This window comes from Pseudomonas sp. Irchel s3f7, assembly GCF_900187615.1.
In the GTDB taxonomy this organism is placed as follows: Bacteria; Pseudomonadota; Gammaproteobacteria; order Pseudomonadales; family Pseudomonadaceae; genus Aquipseudomonas.
This window is the reverse complement of the sequence record NZ_FYDO01000007.1, coordinates 101,217-121,359: the sequence shown is the minus strand read 5'-3', so window position 1 is coordinate 121,359 and position 20,143 is coordinate 101,217. Positions and strand designations below refer to the sequence as shown.

The window sequence follows — 20,143 nt, the reverse complement described above, 5'->3', positions numbered from 1 at the left end:
ATCGCCACCCCGCTTGCTTTCTTACATGGAGCTTTTATGAAACTTCTTTCACCGCTGGCCCTGTTGACCCTTTGCAGCGTGCTGGCCACTCCGCTGATGGCGGATGAAGAAGCACCGGGGCTGACCGGATGCGCCGCCAAGAAGCAAGGCATCATCAACCAGATCGAACTGGCCAAATCCCACGCTAATCTCGAACAACAGGCCGGTCTGGAAAAGGCTCTAAGCGAAGTCGAGGCAAACTGCACGGACGCATCGCTGAAAAAAGAACGGGAAAACAAGGTGCTCGACGCCAAGCACGAAGTCAGCCAGCGCCAGGCCGATCTCGACAAGGCCATGAAAAAAGGCGATCCCGACAAGATCAACAAGCGCAAGGACAAGCTCGCCGAATCCCGCAAGGAATTGCAGGATGCGCTGGATGAGCTGGATCAGTAACTGCGCGTCTTGAGATCAACAGTTCGCAGCCTTCGGCAGCGCCTACATTAGTTCGGCGCAGGAGCTGCCGAAGGCTGCGATCCTTTCCTGAATCAATGGTCCCGAAACGCTTTATGACAGGCACTGCAAGCATCTTCGACCTTCTGCACCGCCGGCCCCAGGTTGCTGGCCTTGTAGGGTTGAACCTGGCTGGCAATCACCAATTCACCGGTGGCGGTTTCGAGATCACGAGTCATTGCCTGAAAGCGCGCCTGCTGTTCCCAGACATCGCTCGTGGCGCTGGTGTGATCTTCTTCACGCACCTGCGGAAAATGTTTCCACGGTTCACGGGACAGGGCATCAAGTTTCACCGCGCCCTCAGCGAACTTCGGACCGTCGAACGCAATACGGCCACGCAACATGCCACCCAGATCTTCACCGGTCTTGAGCATTTGCTTGAAAATGGCTTTGCGCTGACCGAGCGGCGAATTGGGGTCGACCCCGCCACAGGCGGTCAGTGTCAGACAGGCCAGCAATACAACAGAAAGTCTTTTAAGAGTCATGGTGGCTTCAGGTCACGGAAACGGCGGCCAGTATCCTCGCCTGATCGGTAAAAGACCAATAGCCCTATTATCAATACGGGTTGCTTGAGCGCATGGAGCACTCGGGCAACCGGCAAAGGAATCACTCCATGAACAGCCGTTTCAAGGCCTGGCGTCACAGCCTGACCTGGACCCTTCCGATGGTGGCCGTGCTCGCGGGTTGCACCGGCGGAAGTGATGACAACAAACCGAAAACCCATGCCCTGGCCACCTACTCCAGCGCCACGTGGGAAGCACTTCCAGCGGTGTCCGACAGCGACCTCGTCGCCGGTTTCGGCTCATGGCGTAGCGCCTGCACGCGACTCAAGGCTGACGCTGTCTGGGGCGGAACCTGCGCCGCGGCTGCCAATGTGCCGCAAACCGCCAGCGACATTCGCGGCTTCCTCAAGCAGAACCTCGACGTCTACGGCCTGCGCGCCGCCAATGACAACCCGAACGGCCTGATCACCGGCTACTACGAGCCGGTCTACCCCGGCAGCCTGACCCAGACCGACGTGGCGAATGTCCCGGTGTATGGCGTGCCCGAAGACATGATCATCGTTTCCCTCGACAGCATTTATCCGGAGTTGAAGGGCAAACGCCTGCGCGGCCGGCTCGAAGGCCGCGTGCTCAAGCCTTACGACGATGCAGCCACTATCGAGAGCAACGGGGTCAAGGCACCCGTTGTGGCCTGGCTGACCGACCCGATGAACCTGCAATTCCTGCAAATCCAGGGCTCGGGACGCATCCAGCTCGATAGTGGGCGTCAGCTGCGCATCGCCTACGCCGACCAGAACGGCCACCCGTATCGCCCCATCGGACGTTGGCTGGTGGAACAAGGCGAGCTGAAAAAGGAAGACGTGACCATGGGCGCCATCAGCACGTGGGCCAAGGCCAACCCGTCACGCATTCCTGAACTGCTCGGCAGCAACCCGAGCTACGTGTTCTTTACTCGCAACCCGGACAGCAACGAAGGTCCTCGCGGATCGCTGAACGTGCCGCTGACCGCAGGCTATAGCGCGGCGGTGGATCGCAAGGTGATTCCACTGGGCAGTTTGTTGTGGCTATCCACCACCAAGCCGGACGGCACGGCGCTGGTTCGACCGGTCGCCGCACAGGACACCGGCGGCGCCATTGCCGGCGAGGTTCGGGCGGATCTGTTCTGGGGCACCGGCGAGGCGGCCGGGCAATTGGCCGGGGACATGAAACAACAGGGGCAGATCTGGATGCTCTGGCCTAAAGGCGCGGCATTGCCGCAAGTGCCGCAGGTAGCTGACAAGCTCTAACAGCAAAAAGATCGCAGGCTGCGCCAGCGCCTACAGATGACTCAAAATCCTGTAGGCGCTGGCGCAGCCTGCGATCTTTTGATCCAGCCTTTAAGCAGAAACCACAAAGAAACTGATGATCAACCCCATCCCCACAAACCACATCAGCGACCGCAGCATTGCCCAGTCCGCCAGGTAGCAAATGATGTAAAGCAGTCGACTGGTAATGAACAACACCGCCAGCACATTGACTGTCACCAGCTCGGCATTGCCAGCCAGGTGAGCCACGATCACCGCAGCCGCAAAGGCCGGAGTCACCTCAAAACTGTTCAACTGCGCCGAGTTGGCCCGTCTACCCAAACCTTCCAGCGAATCGAGAAAATCCCGAGGGTCATGATTGTCGCTCAGCCTGTATCCGCCAATGACCTTCGCAACGCCAACGCATACGTACGGCAGGATAATCGCAATCAAAATGCACCACAGAGCAACCGTCATTACGCAGTCCCTTCTTCAAGTTATAGAAATTCTATTCCATCAACGGCGGTCAAAATTTCATCACCAGTATGCCGATCAAAACCAGCCCACAAGCTAAGAGGCGCGGCCCGCCAAAAGGTTCTTTCAGGTAACGCATTCCGAACAGCACCACCAGGATCACACTGATCTCGCGCAGCGCCGCCGCTTCGGCAATCGAACCCAGCTGCATGGCCCACAGCACCAGAGCGTAGCTGAACAACACGCAGAATCCGACGGCCAGGCCCAATCGCCACTGCTCGCGCCAGAACTGCATGAACGCCGGCCGCTTGCTCACCCATGCCAGCAACGGAAACGGCCAGGCACTGAGCAGCGTGACCCAGACCAGATAATCCAATGGATGCGACCAGCGCCGCAGTGCCTGGCCATCGATGAAGGTGTAACAACCGATGCACAGGCCGATCAACACCACCACCGGCAGCATCGACCACGGCAGACGCGCCCCGCCACCGCCCTGCCAGAGCAGGCACAACATGCCAAAAGGAATCAGCAGGATGCCGAAGATCTGCTGATGGCTCAGCACTTCCCCGGCAAAGATCAGCGTGAGGGCAAGCACCACCAGCGGTGACAGGCCCCTCATCAACGGATAGACCAGCCCCAGATCGCCGACCCGATAAGCCTGGATCAGCAAATAGCGATAGAGCAATTCGAACGCTGCCGAGGCCAGAATCCAAGGCCAGATGTCCAGCGGTGGCAATTCCACGAAAGGCAGCATCAGAGCGACAAAAATCAGCGCCACGCTGTCCATGCAGGCCACGACCAGCAGCCGCTCGGCACTGAACTTGATCAGGGTATTCCACGCCGCGTGCAACAACGCCGCCACCAACACCAACACCGTCGCAAGCACGGCCCACTCCTTTTATTGTCCCCCCCTTTGTAGGAGCCGGCTTGCTGGCGAAGCGACCTTAAGAACGCCATCGCCAGCAAGCCGGCTCCTACAAGGGGGGGTAGAGAATTGATTCGCCATATGTCAGTGGCTGTTTATACTGCAACCGACCACGCCGCACTCAGTTGCGCACGACTAACTCCAATAAAAAATCCCGCCCTGCCCGCTTTCATCGAGAGCGGACACCGGCCTGCGTATGCCTGATCACAGCGTCAAGACTACCGACAGAGACCTTGCGCATGCCACTCGCTTTGCTAGCCCTCGCTGTTGCCGCTTTCGGCATCGGCACCACTGAATTCGTGATCATGGGCCTGCTGCCCGACGTTGCCCGTGACCTTGCCGTGAGCATTCCTCATGCCGGGCTGTTGATCACCGGCTACGCCCTGGGCGTTGTGTTTGGCGCGCCGATCCTCGCGGTCGGCACCGCCAACATGCCGCGCAAAGCCACACTGCTGGGCATGACGCTGATGTTCATCCTGGGCAACATGCTCTGCGCACTGGCGCCGAACTACGCCACGCTGATGGCCGCGCGGGTGGTGACGGCGCTGTGTCACGGCGCGTTCTTCGGCATCGGTTCAGTGGTGGCCGCAGGGCTGGTCGCACCGAACAAACGCGCCCAGGCAATTGCCATGATGTTCACCGGCCTGACCCTGGCCAACGTGCTCGGCGTGCCGCTGGGCACAGCCCTCGGACAATATGCAGGTTGGCGCTCGACGTTCTGGGCGGTGTCGGTGATAGGCGTGATTGCCGCGATCGCGCAGTGGCTCTGGCTGCCGAAACACATCGCGATGGACAAAGCCAATCTCGCGAGTGAATTCAAGGTATTGGGCAAGGCCAACGTGCTGTTGGCGCTGGGTATGAGCGTACTGGCCTCGACCAGCCTGTTCAGCGTATTCACCTACATCGCGCCGATCCTGCAGGACATCACCGGCGTCAGCCCCCACGGCGTGACCATCATGCTGCTGTTGTTCGGCGTAGGCTTGACCGCTGGCAGCATGCTCGGGGGCCGACTGGCCGACAGCCGTTTGTTGCCGTCACTGGTGGGGATGGCGCTGGCCGTCGTAGTGGTTTTGGCCGCTTTCAGCCAGACCAGCCACTCGGTGATCCCGGCCGCCATCACGCTGGTGCTGTGGGGGATTTTTGCGTTTGCGCTGTGCCCGATCCTGCAATTGCTGATCATCGATCAGGCCCACGAAGCGCCGAACCTGGGCTCGACCTTGAACCAGAGCGCGTTCAATCTCGGCAACGCGGCCGGCGCATGGATTGGCGGGCTGGTGGTTGCCAGCGGTGCCGATCTGGCGGACCTGCCATGGACCGGTGCACTGGTCAGCGTGCTGACGGTCTTGACCGCGCTGTACTTTATCTACCGCCAGCGTCGAACCGCCGCCGCACTGAACGTGGCTGGCTGAGTGTCGTGATATTTACTTCTTGAGCGATTGCGACTCAGGCGCCTGTGCATGAGTCGCAGGCTCCTTGGGTGGTCCGCTTTCGCTGCGAATCTGCGCATGACTGATCAGGGCAAAGATAAAGCTGCCGCCGATGATATTGCCCAGCAACGTCGGACCGGCGAATACCAGCCAGAAATCACGCCATGGCAATTCCCCGGCAAACACCAGATAGGACACCTCCGCCGAACCCACCACGATATGCGTGAAGTCCCCCAGCGCCATGAAGTACGTGATGAGGATGATGATCCACATCTTGGCGCTCTCCATGGATGGAATCATCCATACCATGGTGGCGATCATCCAGCCGGAGACGATGCCCTTGGCGAACATCTGGCTGGCGTCGTTTTCCATGACCTTGCGGCCGATGTCGAGGAAGGCCAAGTCGGTCTTGCTGTCGAAAATCGGCAATTCCAGCATCACGTACGCCACCAATAAAGTGCCGCACAGATTGCCGAACAGCACCACCGTCCAAAGTCGCAATAAGCGACCGAAATTGCCTAGCGTCGGTTTGCTCATGATCGGCAGCACGGCCGTCAGGGTGTTTTCGGTGAACAGTTGCTGACGGGCAAGAATCACCGCGAGGAACCCCGCGCAGTAACCGAAACTGGCAATCACCTTGAATCCCTCGCCGTCCGGCAGGCGAGCGTTGAGCAGCCCCATGGCCATCAACGACAGGCCCATGGTCAGCCCAGCGGCGAGCGCCGACCACCACAGTGCGGCAACGCTGCGCTCCAGCTCCTGATCGCCCTGGGTTCGGATGATTTCGTGCAACACCGCCGCGCGCGGTGGCTGGTTTTTTTCGACCTCGTGCTGCTCTTTCGTGGAAAGATCAGGGGTCTTGCCGTCTTGTGCCGAGTTCATGGGGTGCGCAACCGGTAGCGGGGTATTTAGCTACGACACGCGGGGTTGGCCTTACGTTCTGTAGGCGCTCGCATTACGAGTCGGCGTCGCCATCCTGGAACTGGTCTTTGACGTACTTGATCTCGGTCCGGCCGTGCGGTGCCGGCAAGCCGTCTTCGCCGAGATTGACGAACACCATCTTCTCCACCGTCAGGATGCTCTTGCGGGTGATCTTGTTGCGCACTTCGCAGGTCAGGGTGATTGAGGTGCGGCCGAACTCGGTGGCGGTGATGCCCAGTTCGATGATGTCGCCCTGGCGCGAGGCGCTGACGAAGTTGATTTCGGAAATGTACTTGGTGACCACGCGCTGGTTGCCCAACTGGACAATGGCGTAGATCGCCGCTTCTTCGTCGATCCAGCGCAGCAGGCTGCCGCCGAACAGCGTGCCGTTGGGGTTGAGGTCTTCGGGTTTTACCCATTTGCGGGTGTGGAAGTTCATGTTCACTCCTGAGCGTCTTGCCGAATGATGGACAGTATCTTGGCAGAGCGCGGGCCAGAGCTCTATCACGCCTGGACTATCGCCTCGATTACCGTTCGGACATTGGCCGACAGAAACGCTTTGGAAGATCAGCATAGCCCGCTATAATCGCCACCGTTTCAAAACGGTCATCTTCATTTGCTACCGTTTTCCCGCCACCTGTCCGAGGGGCGCTGCAGCAGGTTTGACCTGTCAGGCTCGGATGGGGCGTTGCCTGGCCTTCACTGGCTGGACACTAAACGCACAACGGCGCCCATTCGCATACATTACGAATGGAGGCTCTTCATGAGCGCTGTTATCACGCCTGCAGATTTTAACGATTACAAAGTCGCCGACATGTCCCTGGCTGCCTGGGGCCGTCGCGAGACCATCATCGCCGAATCCGAAATGCCAGCCCTGATGGGTCTGCGCCGCAAGTACTCCGGCGAGCAGCCACTCAAAGGCGCCAAGATCCTTGGCTGCATCCACATGACCATTCAGACTGCCGTGCTGATCGAAACCCTGGTTGCCCTGGGTGCCGAAGTACGCTGGTCGTCCTGCAACATTTTCTCGACTCAGGACCAGGCCGCTGCTTCCATCGCCGCTGCCGGCATCCCGGTTTTCGCCTGGAAAGGCGAAACTGAAGAAGAGTACGAGTGGTGCCTGGAACAGACCATCCTGAAGGATGGCCAGCCATGGGACGCCAACATGATCCTCGACGACGGCGGCGACCTGACCCAGCTGCTGCACGACAAGTACCCGCAGGTTCTGGACCGCGTTCACGGCGTGACCGAAGAAACCACCACCGGCGTTCACCGCCTGCTGGACATGCTGGCCAAAGGCGAGCTGAAAATCCCGGCCATCAACGTCAATGACTCGGTGACCAAGAGCAAGAACGACAACAAGTACGGCTGCCGTCACAGCCTGAACGACGCGATCAAGCGCGGCACCGACCACCTGCTGTCCGGCAAGCAAGCGCTGGTCATCGGCTACGGCGACGTGGGCAAGGGTTCGGCCCAGTCCCTGCGTCAGGAAGGCATGATCGTTAAAGTTTCCGAAGTCGACCCAATCTGCGCCATGCAAGCCTGCATGGACGGTTTCGAACTGGTTTCGCCGTTCATCGACGGTATCAACACCGGTACCGAAGCGAGCATCGACAAAGCGCTGCTGGGCAAGATCGACCTGATCGTGACCACCACCGGCAACGTCAATGTTTGCGACTCGAACATGCTCAAAGCCCTGAAGAAGCGTGCTGTTGTCTGCAACATCGGCCACTTCGACAACGAAATCGACACCGCTTTCATGCGCAAGAACTGGGCATGGGAAGAAGTGAAGCCGCAGGTTCACAAGATCCACCGTACCGGCGCTGGCGATTTCGACCCACAGAACGACGACTACCTGATCCTGCTGGCCGAAGGCCGTCTGGTTAACCTGGGTAACGCCACGGGTCACCCGAGCCGCATCATGGACGGTTCGTTCGCCAACCAGGTTCTGGCCCAGATCTTCCTGTTCGGCCAAAAGTACGCCGACCTGTCGCCAGCCCAGAAAGCCGAGCGCCTGACCGTTGAAGTACTGCCGAAGAAACTCGACGAAGAAGTGGCCCTGGAAATGGTTCGCGGCTTCGGCGGCGTTGTGACTCAACTGACCAAGACCCAGGCCGATTACATCGGCGTGACCGTCGAAGGTCCGTTCAAGCCGCACGCTTACCGCTACTGATTGGTTGATCGCGGTGTGCTGATACACCGCGTCGCCTGATTCGCCAGCAAGCCGGCTCCCACAAGGGACGGTCGTATGTGAGTAACGCGTACGACGCAAATCCTGTAGGAGCCGGCTTGCTGGCGATTGCGGGCAAACCGGCTCACAGGCTTACGCGTTTTAAAGGGTATGACCATGTCCCAAGATCGTCGCTACAGCTTCGAGTTCTTCCCGACGAAGACCGATGCTGGGCATGAAAAGCTGCTCGCCACTGCTCGTCAGCTGGCCACCTACAACCCCGATTTCTTTTCCTGCACCTACGGCGCTGGCGGCTCGACCCGTGATCGCACGCTCAACACCGTGTTGCAGCTCGAAAGCGAAATCAAAGTGCCTGCCGCCCCGCATCTGTCTTGCGTAGGCGACAGCAAGGATGACTTGCGCGGCCTGCTGGGCCAGTACAAGTCAGCCGGCATCAAGCGCATCGTAGCGCTGCGCGGTGACCTGCCTTCGGGCATGGGCATGGCCAGCGGCGAAATGCGCCACGCCAATGACCTGGTTGAATTCATTCGTGAAGAGACCGGCGATCATTTCCACATCGAAGTTGCCGCGTACCCGGAAATGCATCCGCAAGCGCGCAATTTCGAAGACGATATCGCCAATTTCGTGCGCAAGGCCAACGCCGGCGCCGACAGTGCGATCACCCAGTACTTCTTCAACGCCGACAGCTACTTCTACTTTGTCGAGCGTGTACGGGCGTTGGGCGTGAATATCCCGATCGTGCCAGGCATCATGCCGATCACCAACTACAGCAAACTCGCGCGCTTCTCCGATGCCTGCGGTGCGGAAATCCCGCGCTGGATCCGCAAGCAACTGGAAGCCTTCGGCGACGACACCCAAAGCATTCAAGGCTTTGGTGAGCAAGTCATCACCGAGATGTGTGAACGCTTGCTGCAAGGTGGCGCTCCGGGCTTGCACTTCTACACCTTGAATCAGGCTGAAGCGAGCCTGGCGGTGTGGAACAACCTGAAGTTGCCGCGCTAAAAGTCGCTCAAGCAAGATCAAAAGATCGCAGCCTTCGGCAGCGCCTACAGGCGATGCCGAAGGCTGCGATCTTTTGCTTTTAACGCACTGTAATTGTGCGCCAACCCACGGAGTTAGAGCATCTGCCGTCGGTTTCTGGCTCTTTCCGGTTTCTCGTCGTAATCTCAGCCCATGCCTTTGATCACACAGTTAATCGCCGTGCTTGTTTTCACTTGCCTGAGCTTTGCCGCCCAGGGCGAGAAGTTGCGCATTGTCACCGAGCCGTGGGCACCTTACGTCTATGAGGACAGCGGCAAACCACAGGGCCTCGACTACGAAACCACCGCCATCGTGTTCAAACGCCTGGGCATCGAAGTCGAATGGCAGTTCCTGCCGTGGAAACGTTGCCTGTCGATGCTCGAATCCGGCCAGGCCGATGGCGCACTGGACATTTTCCACAGCGACGAACGCGACGCGACCCTGCTCTACCCCAGCGAACCTCTTTCCGACGTGCAGTTCGTGATGTTCTACGCCAATGACCGGCCGTATCCGTTTCGCACGCTCGAAGACCTGCGCGGCCTGACCATCGGCACCTCACCGGGTTACCTCTACAGCAAGGATTTCAGCGACTCGACGCTGTTCACCCGCGAACCGGCACCGAGCCATGAAGCCAACTTCGGCAAGCTGGTGCGCGGCCGGATCGACCTGTTGATTACCGATCGCCGGGTCGGCCAGCATTTGCTCGACGAGCTGAAGATTCGTGACAGGATCACCGAAAACCCGATGGTCATCAGCCAGCAAAGCCAGTATCTCGCCGTGCGGCGCAACGCCGGCATGGATCTGCTGGTGCAGCGTTTCGGCGCGGAACTCAAACGGTTCAAGCGCGAACCCGCCTACGCCGAATTGAGCGCGCGTTACGGCGCGGGGCCGGCCATCAACGTGAAGAACGATAAAACCACCGCTTCCACGGAAAAAGCCGTTGAGCAGCATGAAAGCAGCGCGCAGTGATTGCTCTGTTATACTCCGGCCTTCCCGCCAGGCTCACGCCCGGACGCTCGGAATCGTTAAAGGCATCTCGACCCCGCTACAGCGCAGCTTTGCAGCCCGCGCGAGCGCTCCAGACGAGCCTTCGTGACCGAAGCAGGACCGGACGGGATTGCGTTCTTCTTAAACGCCATTCGCGCCAGGCAAGACTCCCATTGGGCCAAGCCCTAACTTAGAACAGGATTACTCATGTCCTTTGCTTCCCTCGGTCTCTCCGAGGCTTTAGTCCGCGCCATCGAGGCAGCGGGCTATACCGAGCCTACTCCGGTGCAACAGCGGGCCATTCCCGCCGTGTTGCAAGGTCGCGACCTGATGGTTGCGGCACAGACAGGTACCGGTAAAACCGGCGGTTTCGCCCTTCCGATCCTGGAGCGGTTGTTCCCCAACGGTCACCCGGACAAATCCCAGCGTCACGGCCCGCGCCAACCGCGCGTACTGGTCCTGACCCCGACTCGCGAACTCGCGGCGCAAGTGCATGAAAGCTTCAAGGTCTATGCCCGTGACCTGAAGTTCGTCAGCGCCTGCATCTTCGGTGGCGTCGGCATGAACCCGCAGGTTCAGGCCATGTCCCGTGGTGTTGACGTGCTGGTGGCCTGCCCTGGCCGTCTGCTCGACCTGGCCGGTCAAGGCAGCGTCGACCTGTCCCACGTGGAAATCCTCGTGCTGGACGAAGCCGACCGCATGCTCGACATGGGCTTCGTCCATGACGTGAAGAAGGTCCTGGCCCGTCTGCCGGCCAAACGCCAGAACCTGCTGTTCTCGGCGACCTTCTCCAAAGACATCACCGACCTCGCCGGCAAGCTGCTGCACAACCCGGAACGCATCGAAGTCACGCCGCCGAACACCACGGTCGAGCGCATCGAACAACGTGTATTCCGTCTGCCGGCCAGCCACAAGCGTTCGCTGCTGGCGCACCTGATCACCGCTGGCGCCTGGGAACAGGTACTGGTGTTCACCCGCACCAAGCACGGCGCCAACCGCCTGGCCGAGTACCTGGACAAGCACGGCCTCAGCGCCGTCGCGATCCACGGCAACAAGAGCCAGAACGCCCGCACCAAAGCCCTGGCCGACTTCAAGGCCGGCTCCGTGCGCATCCTGGTTGCCACCGACATCGCCGCCCGCGGCCTCGACATCGACCAGTTGCCACACGTGGTCAACTTCGAACTGCCGAACGTCGATGAAGACTACGTGCACCGCATCGGCCGTACCGGCCGTGCCGGTCGTTCGGGCGAGGCGATCTCGCTGGTGGCCCCGGACGAAGAAAAACTGCTGAAAAGCATCGAACGCATGACCAAGCAGAAAATCGCCGACGGCGACCTGATGGGCTTCGATGCCAGCACCATCGAGGCTGAAAAGCCCGAAGTACGCGAGCGTCCGGACATCCGCAACCCGCGCAATCCACGTGGCCCGCGCGGCGACGGTCCGAACGGCGGTGGTGGTGGCGGCGGTCGCAAGGACAAAGGCAAGGACAAGGGCAAGGAAAAACCGGCGGCCGAACGCGGCGAGCGTCCTGCCCGTCAGCAAAAGCCTCGCGAAGGCACTCCGGCCCGTGAACAGCGTCAGCCGTCGCAGCCGCCACGCGCCGCTGCTGATCGTGCACCGGACGAGTTCCTGGACGACGATGTCGATAACTTCGGTAACCGCGTCGACTACGTGCCGCAGCAAAAACCTGCTCAAGGCCGTGGCCGCCGTCCGGGCGCTCCGGCACAAGGCTCCGCCGCAGGCTCGGGCACTCCACGCACCGGCAAGCCACAGGGTGCGCGTCAAAGTGGTCCACGCAGCAGCGACGGTGCCAGCACCGGTACGCCGCCCGCCAAACGCAGCGGTCCACGCAGCGGTGCGCCACGTGACGGTCAGGCGCGTCGTGAAGACTCACGCAATCGCCGCCCGGCCCGTGACGATCAACCGCGTTCGGAGCCTGCCGTGCAGAACCCGCGCGGTCCGGCACCGAAGATCATGCACAAGGAGTCGAAGGCTGACCGCTTCCCGACACCTGAGCAGCTGGATCAACTGCCAAGCCGTCCACGCGGCGAAAAACCGGCATTGCTGACCCGCAATCGCTGATTTAACGCAGTAATAAAAAATGCCCCGGCTCGAAAGAACCGGGGCATTTTTTATGGCGAATAACCTGTAGGAGCCGGCTTGCTGGCGATGGGGCAACTCGGGTTCTGCTGTGTTGCAGAAGACGACATCGCCAGCAACTCGGTTCTGCTGTGTTGCGGAAGACGCTATCGTCAGCGACTCGGTTTTGCTGTGTTGCGGAAGACGCTATCGCCAGCGACTCGGTTCTGCTGTGTTGCGGAAGACGCTATCGCCAGCAACTCGGTTCTGCTGTGTTGCGGAAGACGCTATCGCCAGCAACTCGGTTCTGCTGTGTTGCGGAAGACGCTATCGCCAGCAACTCGGTTCTGCTGTGTTGCGGAAGACGCTATCGCCAGCAAGCCGGCTCCTACGGTCTCAGCATTACTTCGCTTTCACACCTTCGAAGGATACGTACATTTCAACAGTGTCAGACGCTGGACCCAGGTCTTTCTGCTTGCCGAAATCGGAACGCTTGAGGCTGAAAGTGCCCTCGAAGCCTGCACGGTAGCCGCCCCACGGATCCTTGCCTTCACCCAGGAAAGTGGCCTTGACCACGATTGGCTTGGTTACGCCGAGGATCGTCAGGTCGCCAGCTACGTCAGCAGTGTCCTTGCCCGCGGCGTTCTTGCCGGTGGATTTGACGCTGGTGGAAACGAACGTGGCTTTGCTGCCGTTCAGGAAGTCTTTGCTGGAGATGTGCTTGTCACGCTCGGCGTGGTTGGTGAACACGCTGGCAGTGTTCACGTTGAACTCGATCTTGCTGTCTTCAGGCTTGGCGGCGTCGAAGCTGAACTTGCCGTCGATGTCCTTGAAAGTACCGGTGATGTAGCTGTAGCCCAGGTGGCTGACCTTGAAGTCGACGAAGGCGTGCTGGCCTTCTTTGTCGACCACGTAATCAGCGGCCATCACGTTACCGGCGGACATCAGGGCCGAACCGATTGCCAGAGCGGCCAGAGTCTTTTTCAACATGCTTTGTTTTCCTTTGGAGTCGAGGTTGAGTTTCAGGCTTTGCGACCCAGCATTCGCTTGAGGGTCACATCACGGTCGATAAAGTGGTGCTTCAATGCTGCCAACGCATGGAGGCCGGAAAAAATTACCAGCGCCCATGCCAGATAGAGGTGAATCGCACCAGCGATGTCTGCCTGGTCCGGCAGACCGGATACCAGCGCAGGGACTTCAAACAAGCCAAACACCGGAATCCCGACACCTTCTGAGGTGGAAATCAGGTAACCGGCAATCATCACAGCGAACAGACTGAGATACAGAAAACCATGGCCGAAACTGGCGCCAAGGCGCGTCATGCGGCTGTAGTTCGACAAGGTCGGTGGCGGTGGGCTGATAAAGCGCCACAGCACCCGCAGCACCATCACACCCAGCAACACCAGGCCGATGCTCTTGTGCAGATCCGGTGCGTCTTTGCGCCAGGTGCTGTAGTAGTCGAGACCGACCATCCACAGCCCGAGAGCAAACAAACCGAATACCGCCAGCGCTACACCCCAATGCATGACGATGCTGATCCAACCGTAACGGGAAGTAGAGTTTCGTAGCTGCATTGCCTAGATCCTGTAAGTGCTGGCCCAAGACTATCGATTTATCTATCGATTTAAAGCCGAAAATTTCGCTTTGAAATATCGAAAAATGCGATCAAGAGCCTGAAGCAAGCAAGTTAAGGAAAGATTAAAGCCGAAATTGTGAAAAAAAGTGAATACACAGCAGAAAACACCTGCATCGAAAGGTTTATTCGATGCCTGCTCGCATTTTTTCTCCGGGCAAAATAAACCCGGATCAGGCGCCCGGTAGCGATCAGTGATGGATCCTGTAGGAGCGAGCTCGCCCCTACTTGGAAAAGCTATAAATATGTATCGCCATTGCCGACTTTCAACCTGATTGAATGAGGGCTCCAAACTCATCGATCAAGGTAAAAACATGGCTATTACTTACACACCATTCCATGGGAGCGGCTCCCCGGTACTTCCTACTAATCAAATGATGACGGCAGGACAGTACCTGATGTCAGAGAACGGACGATTTCGATTGGTATTGCAAGCTGATGGAAATTTAGTCATCACCGACAATGGCGCTGTAATCTGGTTTGCAGATGCCCGTCAGCCTTACAGCTTAACTACCTATCGAAAAAAAATGTCCGAGCGCCTGATGTTTGTAATCAGCAACAATGGGTTTCTTTATGATCCGTCCAGAAAGCGCCTATGGATTGCTAACAGCAACCACAGCATTGATAAATCGCTTTGGTACAACACGTGTATGGTTATGCAAGATGATGGGAATTTGGTCATCTACGATCAACGTACAGGTAGCGTGTGCTGGGCCCGCTTTGGATTCGTCCCTGGTCGCATTCCCAAGGCAAAACCAATCAAGATTTTATTTAAGGATAAGGAAATTTGGACTTGGAATTTCTCATTAGGCCCGCTGTAACGGCGTAAGCCACTAACAAAATTAAGAACTTTTGAAAACCGGAGGCGGTTGTAAACAATCAGGATCGTACGGATTAATATCGCATTTATAGGTTAGCTCGTGACCGTACCCCTTAGGAAACCACTCACTGTTTGCACAGCCAGAAAGCGCAACCAACACGATTATTACTGCTAGTGATTTCATATACTCTCCCGTTATCAGAAGAGCATAAAATTAAGAATCTGACCTTGTCCATCATTTCGTTCCGAAGCTTTTGTGGGAAGTATCTGATATATCGCCGAAGCGTGTAGGAACGGATGATGGATTGTGCGATTCCTGGTTACTGCTTGGGTATAGCCGGGTGCCTCACGCTTGATAGATAAGCAAAAAAAACGCGGCTCAAGAGCCGCGCTTTTTTACGCCTGAACGTTACTGCGCCTTGGCATCCGTTGCCGGTGCATCTGCGGGTTTAACCGCTGGCTTCTTCGCCGGCTCGGCTTTCTTGGCCGGGGCTTTTTTCACGTCGGTCTTGGCGGCTGGCTTCTTCGCCGGGGCTTTCTTGGCTGGCTCGGCTTTGGCCGGTGCCGCAGCAGGCTTCGGTGCTTCGACTGGAGCCGGGGCAGGTGCTGGAGCTGGCGGTGCAACTGGCTCAGGTGCCTTGACCGGTTCTGGTTTCTTGGCTTCATCCGAGCCACCGAACAGGTTGCTGAAGAAGTTGCCCTTCTTCGCCGCCGCTGCGCCAGATGCCGCGGCTGCCGGAAGCACTTTGGCCGGTTCAAACGACTTGCCCGCGGCCATGTCTTCAACCTGATCGGCCGCACGCTGACCGGTGCGCAATGCGCCTTCCAGGGTGCCCGGGTACAGGGTGTCGGTGTGTTCGCCGGCAAAAGCTACACGCTGGATCGGACGTTCCCACAGGCGCCAGAACTTGCTGATCTGGCCCGGGCCGAAGGCCAGGTAGGCGCCACCCATCGAAGGGTCGGTGCTGTAGCGACGGATTTCATAACCAGTGAACGAGCCACGCGCCTGTGGATAAAACGTGTGCAGGCGAATCAACACTTGGTCGGCCATCTGCTTGTCGCCGAACGCCTGCATTACCCGCGCGTTGTCACCCGACAGGTTGATCACCACGTTGGCACCGCCCTTGAGGGCTGGCTCGACCCACAACATGCCGAGGCCGGTGTTGCTGTAGACCTCACCGGACATCCGCGCCTTGCTTTCCCACACGGGGGCCTTGAACTTCAGCATGATCTGGTCACGCCAACCGTAGTTGGTGCCCTTGATCGCTGCCAGGTGCTGGGCGTCCAGCGCCGGAGTCATCTGAATCTTGTTCAGGGCGCGCAACGGCACGGCCAGAACCACGTAATCCGCCTGATAGCCGACACTGCCGACTTTGACGGTCACGCCGTCCTTTTCCTGAATGATGGCCGAGACCGGGGAGCTGGTCTTGATGGCTTTCAGTTGCTTGACGAACGCCTGGGCCAGCACCGGGCTGCCACCGACCAGTCGCGAAGCGCGCAGGTCACGGTCGGACACGCCACGGTAAACGCGGCCCTGCTGGGCGAAGTACAGCAACGAGAGGCGCGAAGGTTCGTCATAGCGGGTGCGAATCTGCTGGTTCACCAACTGACGGGCCGTGGCGGGCAGGTTCAGGCGGTCCAGCCAGTTGGACACGGTGATCTGGTCCAGGGCGTGCAGCGTGCTGTTGGCTGCCGGGTTCTGCGGGTCGTCGATAGAACGCGCCAGGTCGTCCGCGGTTTTTTCGTAGCGCTTGAGCGCCTCGGCAGTGGCCGGTTGCTTGGTCGTCAGGTCGGCGGCGGAGAAATACTCACCGTCAATCAGATAGCCGGGGGTCCGCACGAACTCAGGCGCTGGCGTCGTGCTCAACTTGAAGGTCGACACGTACTTGTTCAGCACCGGCTGGGTCTTGTCGTTGCCGATCCACTCGCTGGTGGCCATGCCGGAACGACCGCCCAGGCTCGACTTGGCTTCCAGCAAAGTGACCTGCCAGCCCTTGTTTTGCAGCTCGTAAGCCGCCGTGAGGCCCGAGACCCCGCCGCCGATCACGATTGCGGTTTTATCCTTGGCCAGCGCAGACACGCTGAACAGCCCCAACATCACCAGCGCACAGGCGCGCAGCCAACCGACAGACATTCAGCGAACTCCGGAAATACAAGAGAAAACAGCAGTTTTTGCGAGCCAGACGGCCCAAGAACGGCGAAGAATACGTCAGCCTTCAAAACGCCGCCAGCGGCGTCTATCGACCTATACAAAGTAGCTCAATCCACGCAATGGGTTGTCCCCGTGCCACGCATTGCATAGGCTTGCCCGATTGTTTGTCCGCGCTTGTCTCGGACCGTCTCCAGGAGAGTGAAAATGGGCCTGAATAATCAGTGGATGCAACGCGACCTCGCGGTGTTGTGGCATCCCTGCACCCAGATGAAAGATCACGAACAACTGCCGCTGATCCCGATCAAGCGCGGTGAAGGCGTCTGGCTGGAAGACTTCGAAGGCAAGCGCTACCTCGATGCGGTCAGTTCCTGGTGGGTCAATGTGTTCGGTCACACCAATCCGCGGATCAACCAGCGCATCAAGGATCAGGTCGATCAGCTGGAGCACGTGATCCTCGCCGGTTTCAGCCATCAACCGGTGATCGAGCTGTCCGAGCGCCTGGTGAAGATGACGCCGGAGGGCCTGACCCGGTGCTTCTACGCCGATAACGGGTCGTCCTGCATCGAAGTGGCGTTGAAAATGAGCTTTCACTACTGGCTCAACCGTGGACAACCCAACAAGAAGCGCTTCGTCACCCTGACCAACAGCTACCACGGCGAAACCATGGCGGCGATGTCGGTCGGCGACGTGCCGCTGTTCACCGAAACCTACAAAGCGCTGTTGATGGACACCATCAAAGTGCCGAGCCCCGATTGCTACCTGCGACCGGCGGGCATGAGCTGGGAAGAACATTCGTGCAACATGTTCGCGGCCATGGAACAGACCCTGGCAGAGAATCATGACAGCGTTGCTGCCGTGATCGTCGAACCGCTGATCCAGGGCGCCGGCGGCATGCGCATGTACCACCCGGTGTACCTCAAGCTGCTGCGCGAAGCCTGCGACCGTTATGGCGTGCACTTGATCCACGACGAAATCGCCGTGGGCTTCGGCCGTACCGGGACGATGTTCGCCTGTGAACAGGCCGGCATCCGCCCGGACTTCCTGTGCCTGTCCAAGGCCCTGACCGGCGGTTACCTGCCGCTGGCGGCATGTATCACCACCGACGAGGTCTACAGCGCGTTTTACGACGACTACCCGACCCTGCGCGCCTTCCTGCACTCCCACAGCTACACCGGCAATCCGCTGGCGTGCGCGGCAGCCTTGGCGACGCTGGACATCTTCGAAGAAGACAACGTCATCGAGAACAACAAAGCCCTGGCGCAGCGCATGGCGTCGTCGACTGCGCATCTGGTCGATCACCCGAATGTCAGCGAAGTGCGTCAGACCGGCATGGTGTTGGCCATCGAGATGGTCAAGGACAAGGCAACCAAAGAAGCCTATCCGTGGCAGGAGCGCCGTGGTTTGAAGGTGTTCCAGCATGCGCTGGAGCGCGGTGCATTACTGCGGCCGTTGGGCAGCGTGGTGTATTTCCTGCCGCCGTATGTGATCACCCCGGAGCAGATCGACTTCCTCGCCGAAGTCGCCAGCGAAGGCATCGACATTGCCACCCGCGACAGCGTCAGCGTGGCGGTGCCGAAGGATTTCCATCCCGGCTTCCGCGATCCGGGTTGATTGAATTCAACCGTAATCCTGTTGGATCTGGTAGACCGCTTTCGCTGGCAAGCCAGCTCCTGCAAGGGTTGGTGTGTTCCACAAACTTTGTGTGCGGCACCTAACCTATAGGAGCTGGCTTGCCAGCGATAAGGTCGGTACGACCTTCAGATGATTTGCACCTTTTACAGAGACCCAGCATGAGACTGTCCCGCTTCTTTATCGACGCCCCCCTGAGCATCGGCGAGCACGAACTGCCCGAGGCCCAGGCCCATTACATCGGCCGCGTGCTGCGCATGGCCGAGGGTGACGCGCTGCAACTGTTCGACGGCTCGGGCCAGGAGTTTCGCGCCACGCTGGTCGAGGTCGGCAAGAAGCGCGTCGTGGTGCAGATTGACGACAGTTTTGCCGGCCAGGTCGAGTCGCCGCTGCACATCCATCTCGGCCAGGGTTTGTCCCGTGGCGAGCGCATGGACTGGGCGATTCAGAAAGCCACCGAACTGGGTGTCAGCGAAATCACGCCGATCTTCAGCGACCGTTGCGAAGTCAGGCTCAAGGACGAGCGCGCCGACAAGCGCTTGCTGCACTGGCGTCAGGTGGCAATCAGCGCCTGCGAGCAATGTGGCCGCTCCACAGTGCCGGTGATCCATCCGCCGTTGCTGCTGGCCGACTGGTTGAAACAGACTGAAGCCGAATTGAAATTGGTGCTGCATCCGGTGGCGGAGCCATTGGTCAGCCACGCCAAGCCTGCGACCCTGGCGTTTCTGATCGGGCCGGAGGGCGGGTTGTCGGATGCGGAAGTCGAGCAGGCCAAGGTCAGCGGCTTTCATGCTGCCCGCCTCGGCCCGCGCGTGTTGCGCACCGAAACCGCGCCGGTGGTGGCATTGGCGGTGGCCCAGCAGCTTTGGGGTGACTTCTAGGGCCCTTTCGCTGGCAAGCCAGCTCCTACGAAGATCAAAGGCATCTGTAGGAGCCGGCTTGCTGGCGAAGGCTGCGATGCGGTCTAGAGGACATAAAAGAAAATCGCCACAAAGTGCAGCAAGCTCCCGGCGATCACGAACAGATGCCAGATCCCGTGGGCATGCCGCAGGCGATGATCGAGGGCAAAAAAAATAATGCCCACGGTGTAGAAAATCCCGCCGGCCGCCAGCCAGGCAAACCCTGCTATACCCAATGCAACCAACAGCGGCTTGACCGCCACCAGCACGATCCAGCCCATCACCGCGTAAATCACGATCGACAGGACCCGCGCCTCCGAGCGCGGTTTGATCTCTTGCAGGATGCCGATCAACGCCAGCCCCCAGACAGTCCCGAACAACGTCCAGCCCCACGGCCCGCGCAAGCTCACCAGGCAGAATGGCGTGTAGCTGCCGGCGATCAACAGGTAGATCGAAAAGTGATCGACCTTCTGCATGATCGCTTTTTTGCGCCCGCGCACGCTGTGGTAAACGGTCGAAGCGCTGTAGAGCGACATCAAGGTAAACCCATAAATCGCCACGCTGACGATCTTCCATGGACTGCCGTCGAGGCTGGCGATCGCCAGCATCCACACCACGCCGACCGTCGCCGCCACCGCCCCGACCAAGTGCGTCCAGGCGTTCAGTCTTTCCCCGTGATACATAGGTTGCTCACCTCGCAATTCATTGCCG

At 59.2% G+C, this 20,143-nt stretch carries 19 protein-coding genes and 1 riboswitch; of the genes, 10 read left to right on the top strand and 9 right to left on the bottom strand.

Features of this window, described 5'->3' with window-relative positions; genetic code table 11:
* The first annotated feature begins 36 nt into the window (after window positions 1-36).
* The gene (locus CKW19_RS08165) at window positions 37-432 is read left to right on the top strand and encodes a DUF1090 domain-containing protein (RefSeq protein WP_095057440.1); all 396 of its coding nucleotides are present in this window, start codon (window positions 37-39) and stop codon (window positions 430-432) included.
* 92 nt (window positions 433-524) lie between these two features.
* Here CKW19_RS08165 and CKW19_RS08160 read toward each other — a convergent pair whose 3' ends face one another.
* A complete protein-coding gene (locus tag CKW19_RS08160) occupies window positions 525-974 on the bottom strand; it encodes a cytochrome c (protein ID WP_095057439.1) in 450 nt (149 codons plus the stop codon).
* Between the two features lie 128 nt (window positions 975-1,102).
* Here CKW19_RS08160 and CKW19_RS08155 point away from each other — a divergent pair, with 128 nt between their 5' ends.
* Window positions 1,103-2,278, top strand: coding sequence for a murein transglycosylase A (locus CKW19_RS08155; protein ID WP_095057438.1), 1,176 nt, complete (start codon window positions 1,103-1,105; stop codon window positions 2,276-2,278).
* Window positions 2,279-2,368: 90 nt separating this feature from the next.
* Here the strand turns inward: CKW19_RS08155 and CKW19_RS08150 are convergent, their stop codons facing one another.
* Together CKW19_RS08150 and CKW19_RS08145 are read right to left on the bottom strand one after the other, a co-directional pair.
* Complete coding sequence (locus tag CKW19_RS08150; protein WP_095057437.1) at window positions 2,369-2,752, bottom strand: MAPEG family protein; 384 nt, start codon at window positions 2,750-2,752, stop codon at window positions 2,369-2,371.
* A 49-nt stretch (window positions 2,753-2,801) separates the two neighbouring features.
* Complete coding sequence (locus tag CKW19_RS08145; RefSeq protein WP_095057436.1) at window positions 2,802-3,635, bottom strand: EamA family transporter; 834 nt, start codon at window positions 3,633-3,635, stop codon at window positions 2,802-2,804.
* A 278-nt stretch (window positions 3,636-3,913) separates the two neighbouring features.
* Here CKW19_RS08145 and CKW19_RS08140 point away from each other — a divergent pair, with 278 nt between their 5' ends.
* Entirely contained in the window at window positions 3,914-5,083 is a 1,170-nt protein-coding gene (locus tag CKW19_RS08140; RefSeq protein ID WP_095057435.1) for an MFS transporter, read from the top strand.
* Window positions 5,084-5,095: 12 nt separating this feature from the next.
* Here CKW19_RS08140 and CKW19_RS08135 read toward each other — a convergent pair whose 3' ends face one another.
* Window positions 5,096-5,983 (bottom strand): formate/nitrite transporter family protein, encoded by an 888-nt coding sequence (locus CKW19_RS08135; RefSeq protein WP_095057434.1) that lies wholly within the window; start codon window positions 5,981-5,983, stop codon window positions 5,096-5,098.
* Between the two features lie 73 nt (window positions 5,984-6,056).
* A complete protein-coding gene (locus CKW19_RS08130) occupies window positions 6,057-6,461 on the bottom strand; it encodes an acyl-CoA thioesterase (protein ID WP_095057433.1) in 405 nt (134 codons plus the stop codon).
* A gap of 198 nt (window positions 6,462-6,659) precedes the next feature.
* A riboswitch (S-adenosyl-L-homocysteine riboswitch) is annotated at window positions 6,660-6,762 on the top strand.
* Between the two features lie 23 nt (window positions 6,763-6,785).
* On the opposite strand from CKW19_RS08130, the gene ahcY reads away from it, so the two are divergent.
* From ahcY to CKW19_RS08110, 4 genes are all read left to right on the top strand, one after another.
* A complete protein-coding gene (gene ahcY, locus CKW19_RS08125; protein ID WP_095057432.1) occupies window positions 6,786-8,195 on the top strand; it encodes an adenosylhomocysteinase in 1,410 nt (469 codons plus the stop codon).
* A gap of 174 nt (window positions 8,196-8,369) precedes the next feature.
* Complete coding sequence (metF, locus tag CKW19_RS08120) at window positions 8,370-9,215, top strand: methylenetetrahydrofolate reductase [NAD(P)H] (protein WP_095057431.1); 846 nt, start codon at window positions 8,370-8,372, stop codon at window positions 9,213-9,215.
* A 171-nt stretch (window positions 9,216-9,386) separates the two neighbouring features.
* The gene (locus CKW19_RS08115) at window positions 9,387-10,202 is read left to right on the top strand and encodes an ABC transporter substrate-binding protein (protein ID WP_095057430.1); all 816 of its coding nucleotides are present in this window, start codon (window positions 9,387-9,389) and stop codon (window positions 10,200-10,202) included.
* Between the two features lie 225 nt (window positions 10,203-10,427).
* Window positions 10,428-12,302 (top strand): DEAD/DEAH box helicase, encoded by a 1,875-nt coding sequence (locus CKW19_RS08110; protein ID WP_095057429.1) that lies wholly within the window; start codon window positions 10,428-10,430, stop codon window positions 12,300-12,302.
* Window positions 12,303-12,701: 399 nt separating this feature from the next.
* On the opposite strand, the gene CKW19_RS08105 is transcribed toward CKW19_RS08110, so the two are convergent.
* Window positions 12,702-13,289, bottom strand: coding sequence for a YceI family protein (locus CKW19_RS08105; RefSeq protein WP_095057428.1), 588 nt, complete (start codon window positions 13,287-13,289; stop codon window positions 12,702-12,704).
* 32 nt (window positions 13,290-13,321) lie between these two features.
* Entirely contained in the window at window positions 13,322-13,873 is a 552-nt protein-coding gene (locus tag CKW19_RS08100; RefSeq protein WP_095057427.1) for a cytochrome b, read from the bottom strand.
* 373 nt (window positions 13,874-14,246) lie between these two features.
* Here CKW19_RS08100 and CKW19_RS08095 point away from each other — a divergent pair, with 373 nt between their 5' ends.
* Window positions 14,247-14,753: a hypothetical protein gene (locus tag CKW19_RS08095; RefSeq protein ID WP_095057426.1), complete on the top strand. Its 507-nt coding sequence runs from the start codon at window positions 14,247-14,249 to the stop codon at window positions 14,751-14,753.
* A gap of 408 nt (window positions 14,754-15,161) precedes the next feature.
* Here the strand turns inward: CKW19_RS08095 and CKW19_RS08090 are convergent, their stop codons facing one another.
* On the bottom strand, window positions 15,162-16,886 hold the full coding sequence (locus CKW19_RS08090; RefSeq protein WP_095057425.1) for a flavin monoamine oxidase family protein: 1,725 nt from the start codon (window positions 16,884-16,886) through the stop codon (window positions 15,162-15,164).
* Between the two features lie 222 nt (window positions 16,887-17,108).
* Between CKW19_RS08090 and CKW19_RS08085 the strand changes: the two genes are divergently transcribed.
* A complete protein-coding gene (locus CKW19_RS08085; RefSeq protein WP_095057424.1) occupies window positions 17,109-18,515 on the top strand; it encodes an adenosylmethionine--8-amino-7-oxononanoate transaminase in 1,407 nt (468 codons plus the stop codon).
* A gap of 179 nt (window positions 18,516-18,694) precedes the next feature.
* Complete coding sequence (locus CKW19_RS08080; protein WP_095057423.1) at window positions 18,695-19,414, top strand: 16S rRNA (uracil(1498)-N(3))-methyltransferase; 720 nt, start codon at window positions 18,695-18,697, stop codon at window positions 19,412-19,414.
* A gap of 83 nt (window positions 19,415-19,497) precedes the next feature.
* Here the strand turns inward: CKW19_RS08080 and CKW19_RS08075 are convergent, their stop codons facing one another.
* On the bottom strand, window positions 19,498-20,115 hold the full coding sequence (locus CKW19_RS08075; RefSeq protein ID WP_095057422.1) for a hemolysin III family protein: 618 nt from the start codon (window positions 20,113-20,115) through the stop codon (window positions 19,498-19,500).
* Window positions 20,116-20,143 lie beyond the last annotated feature (28 nt).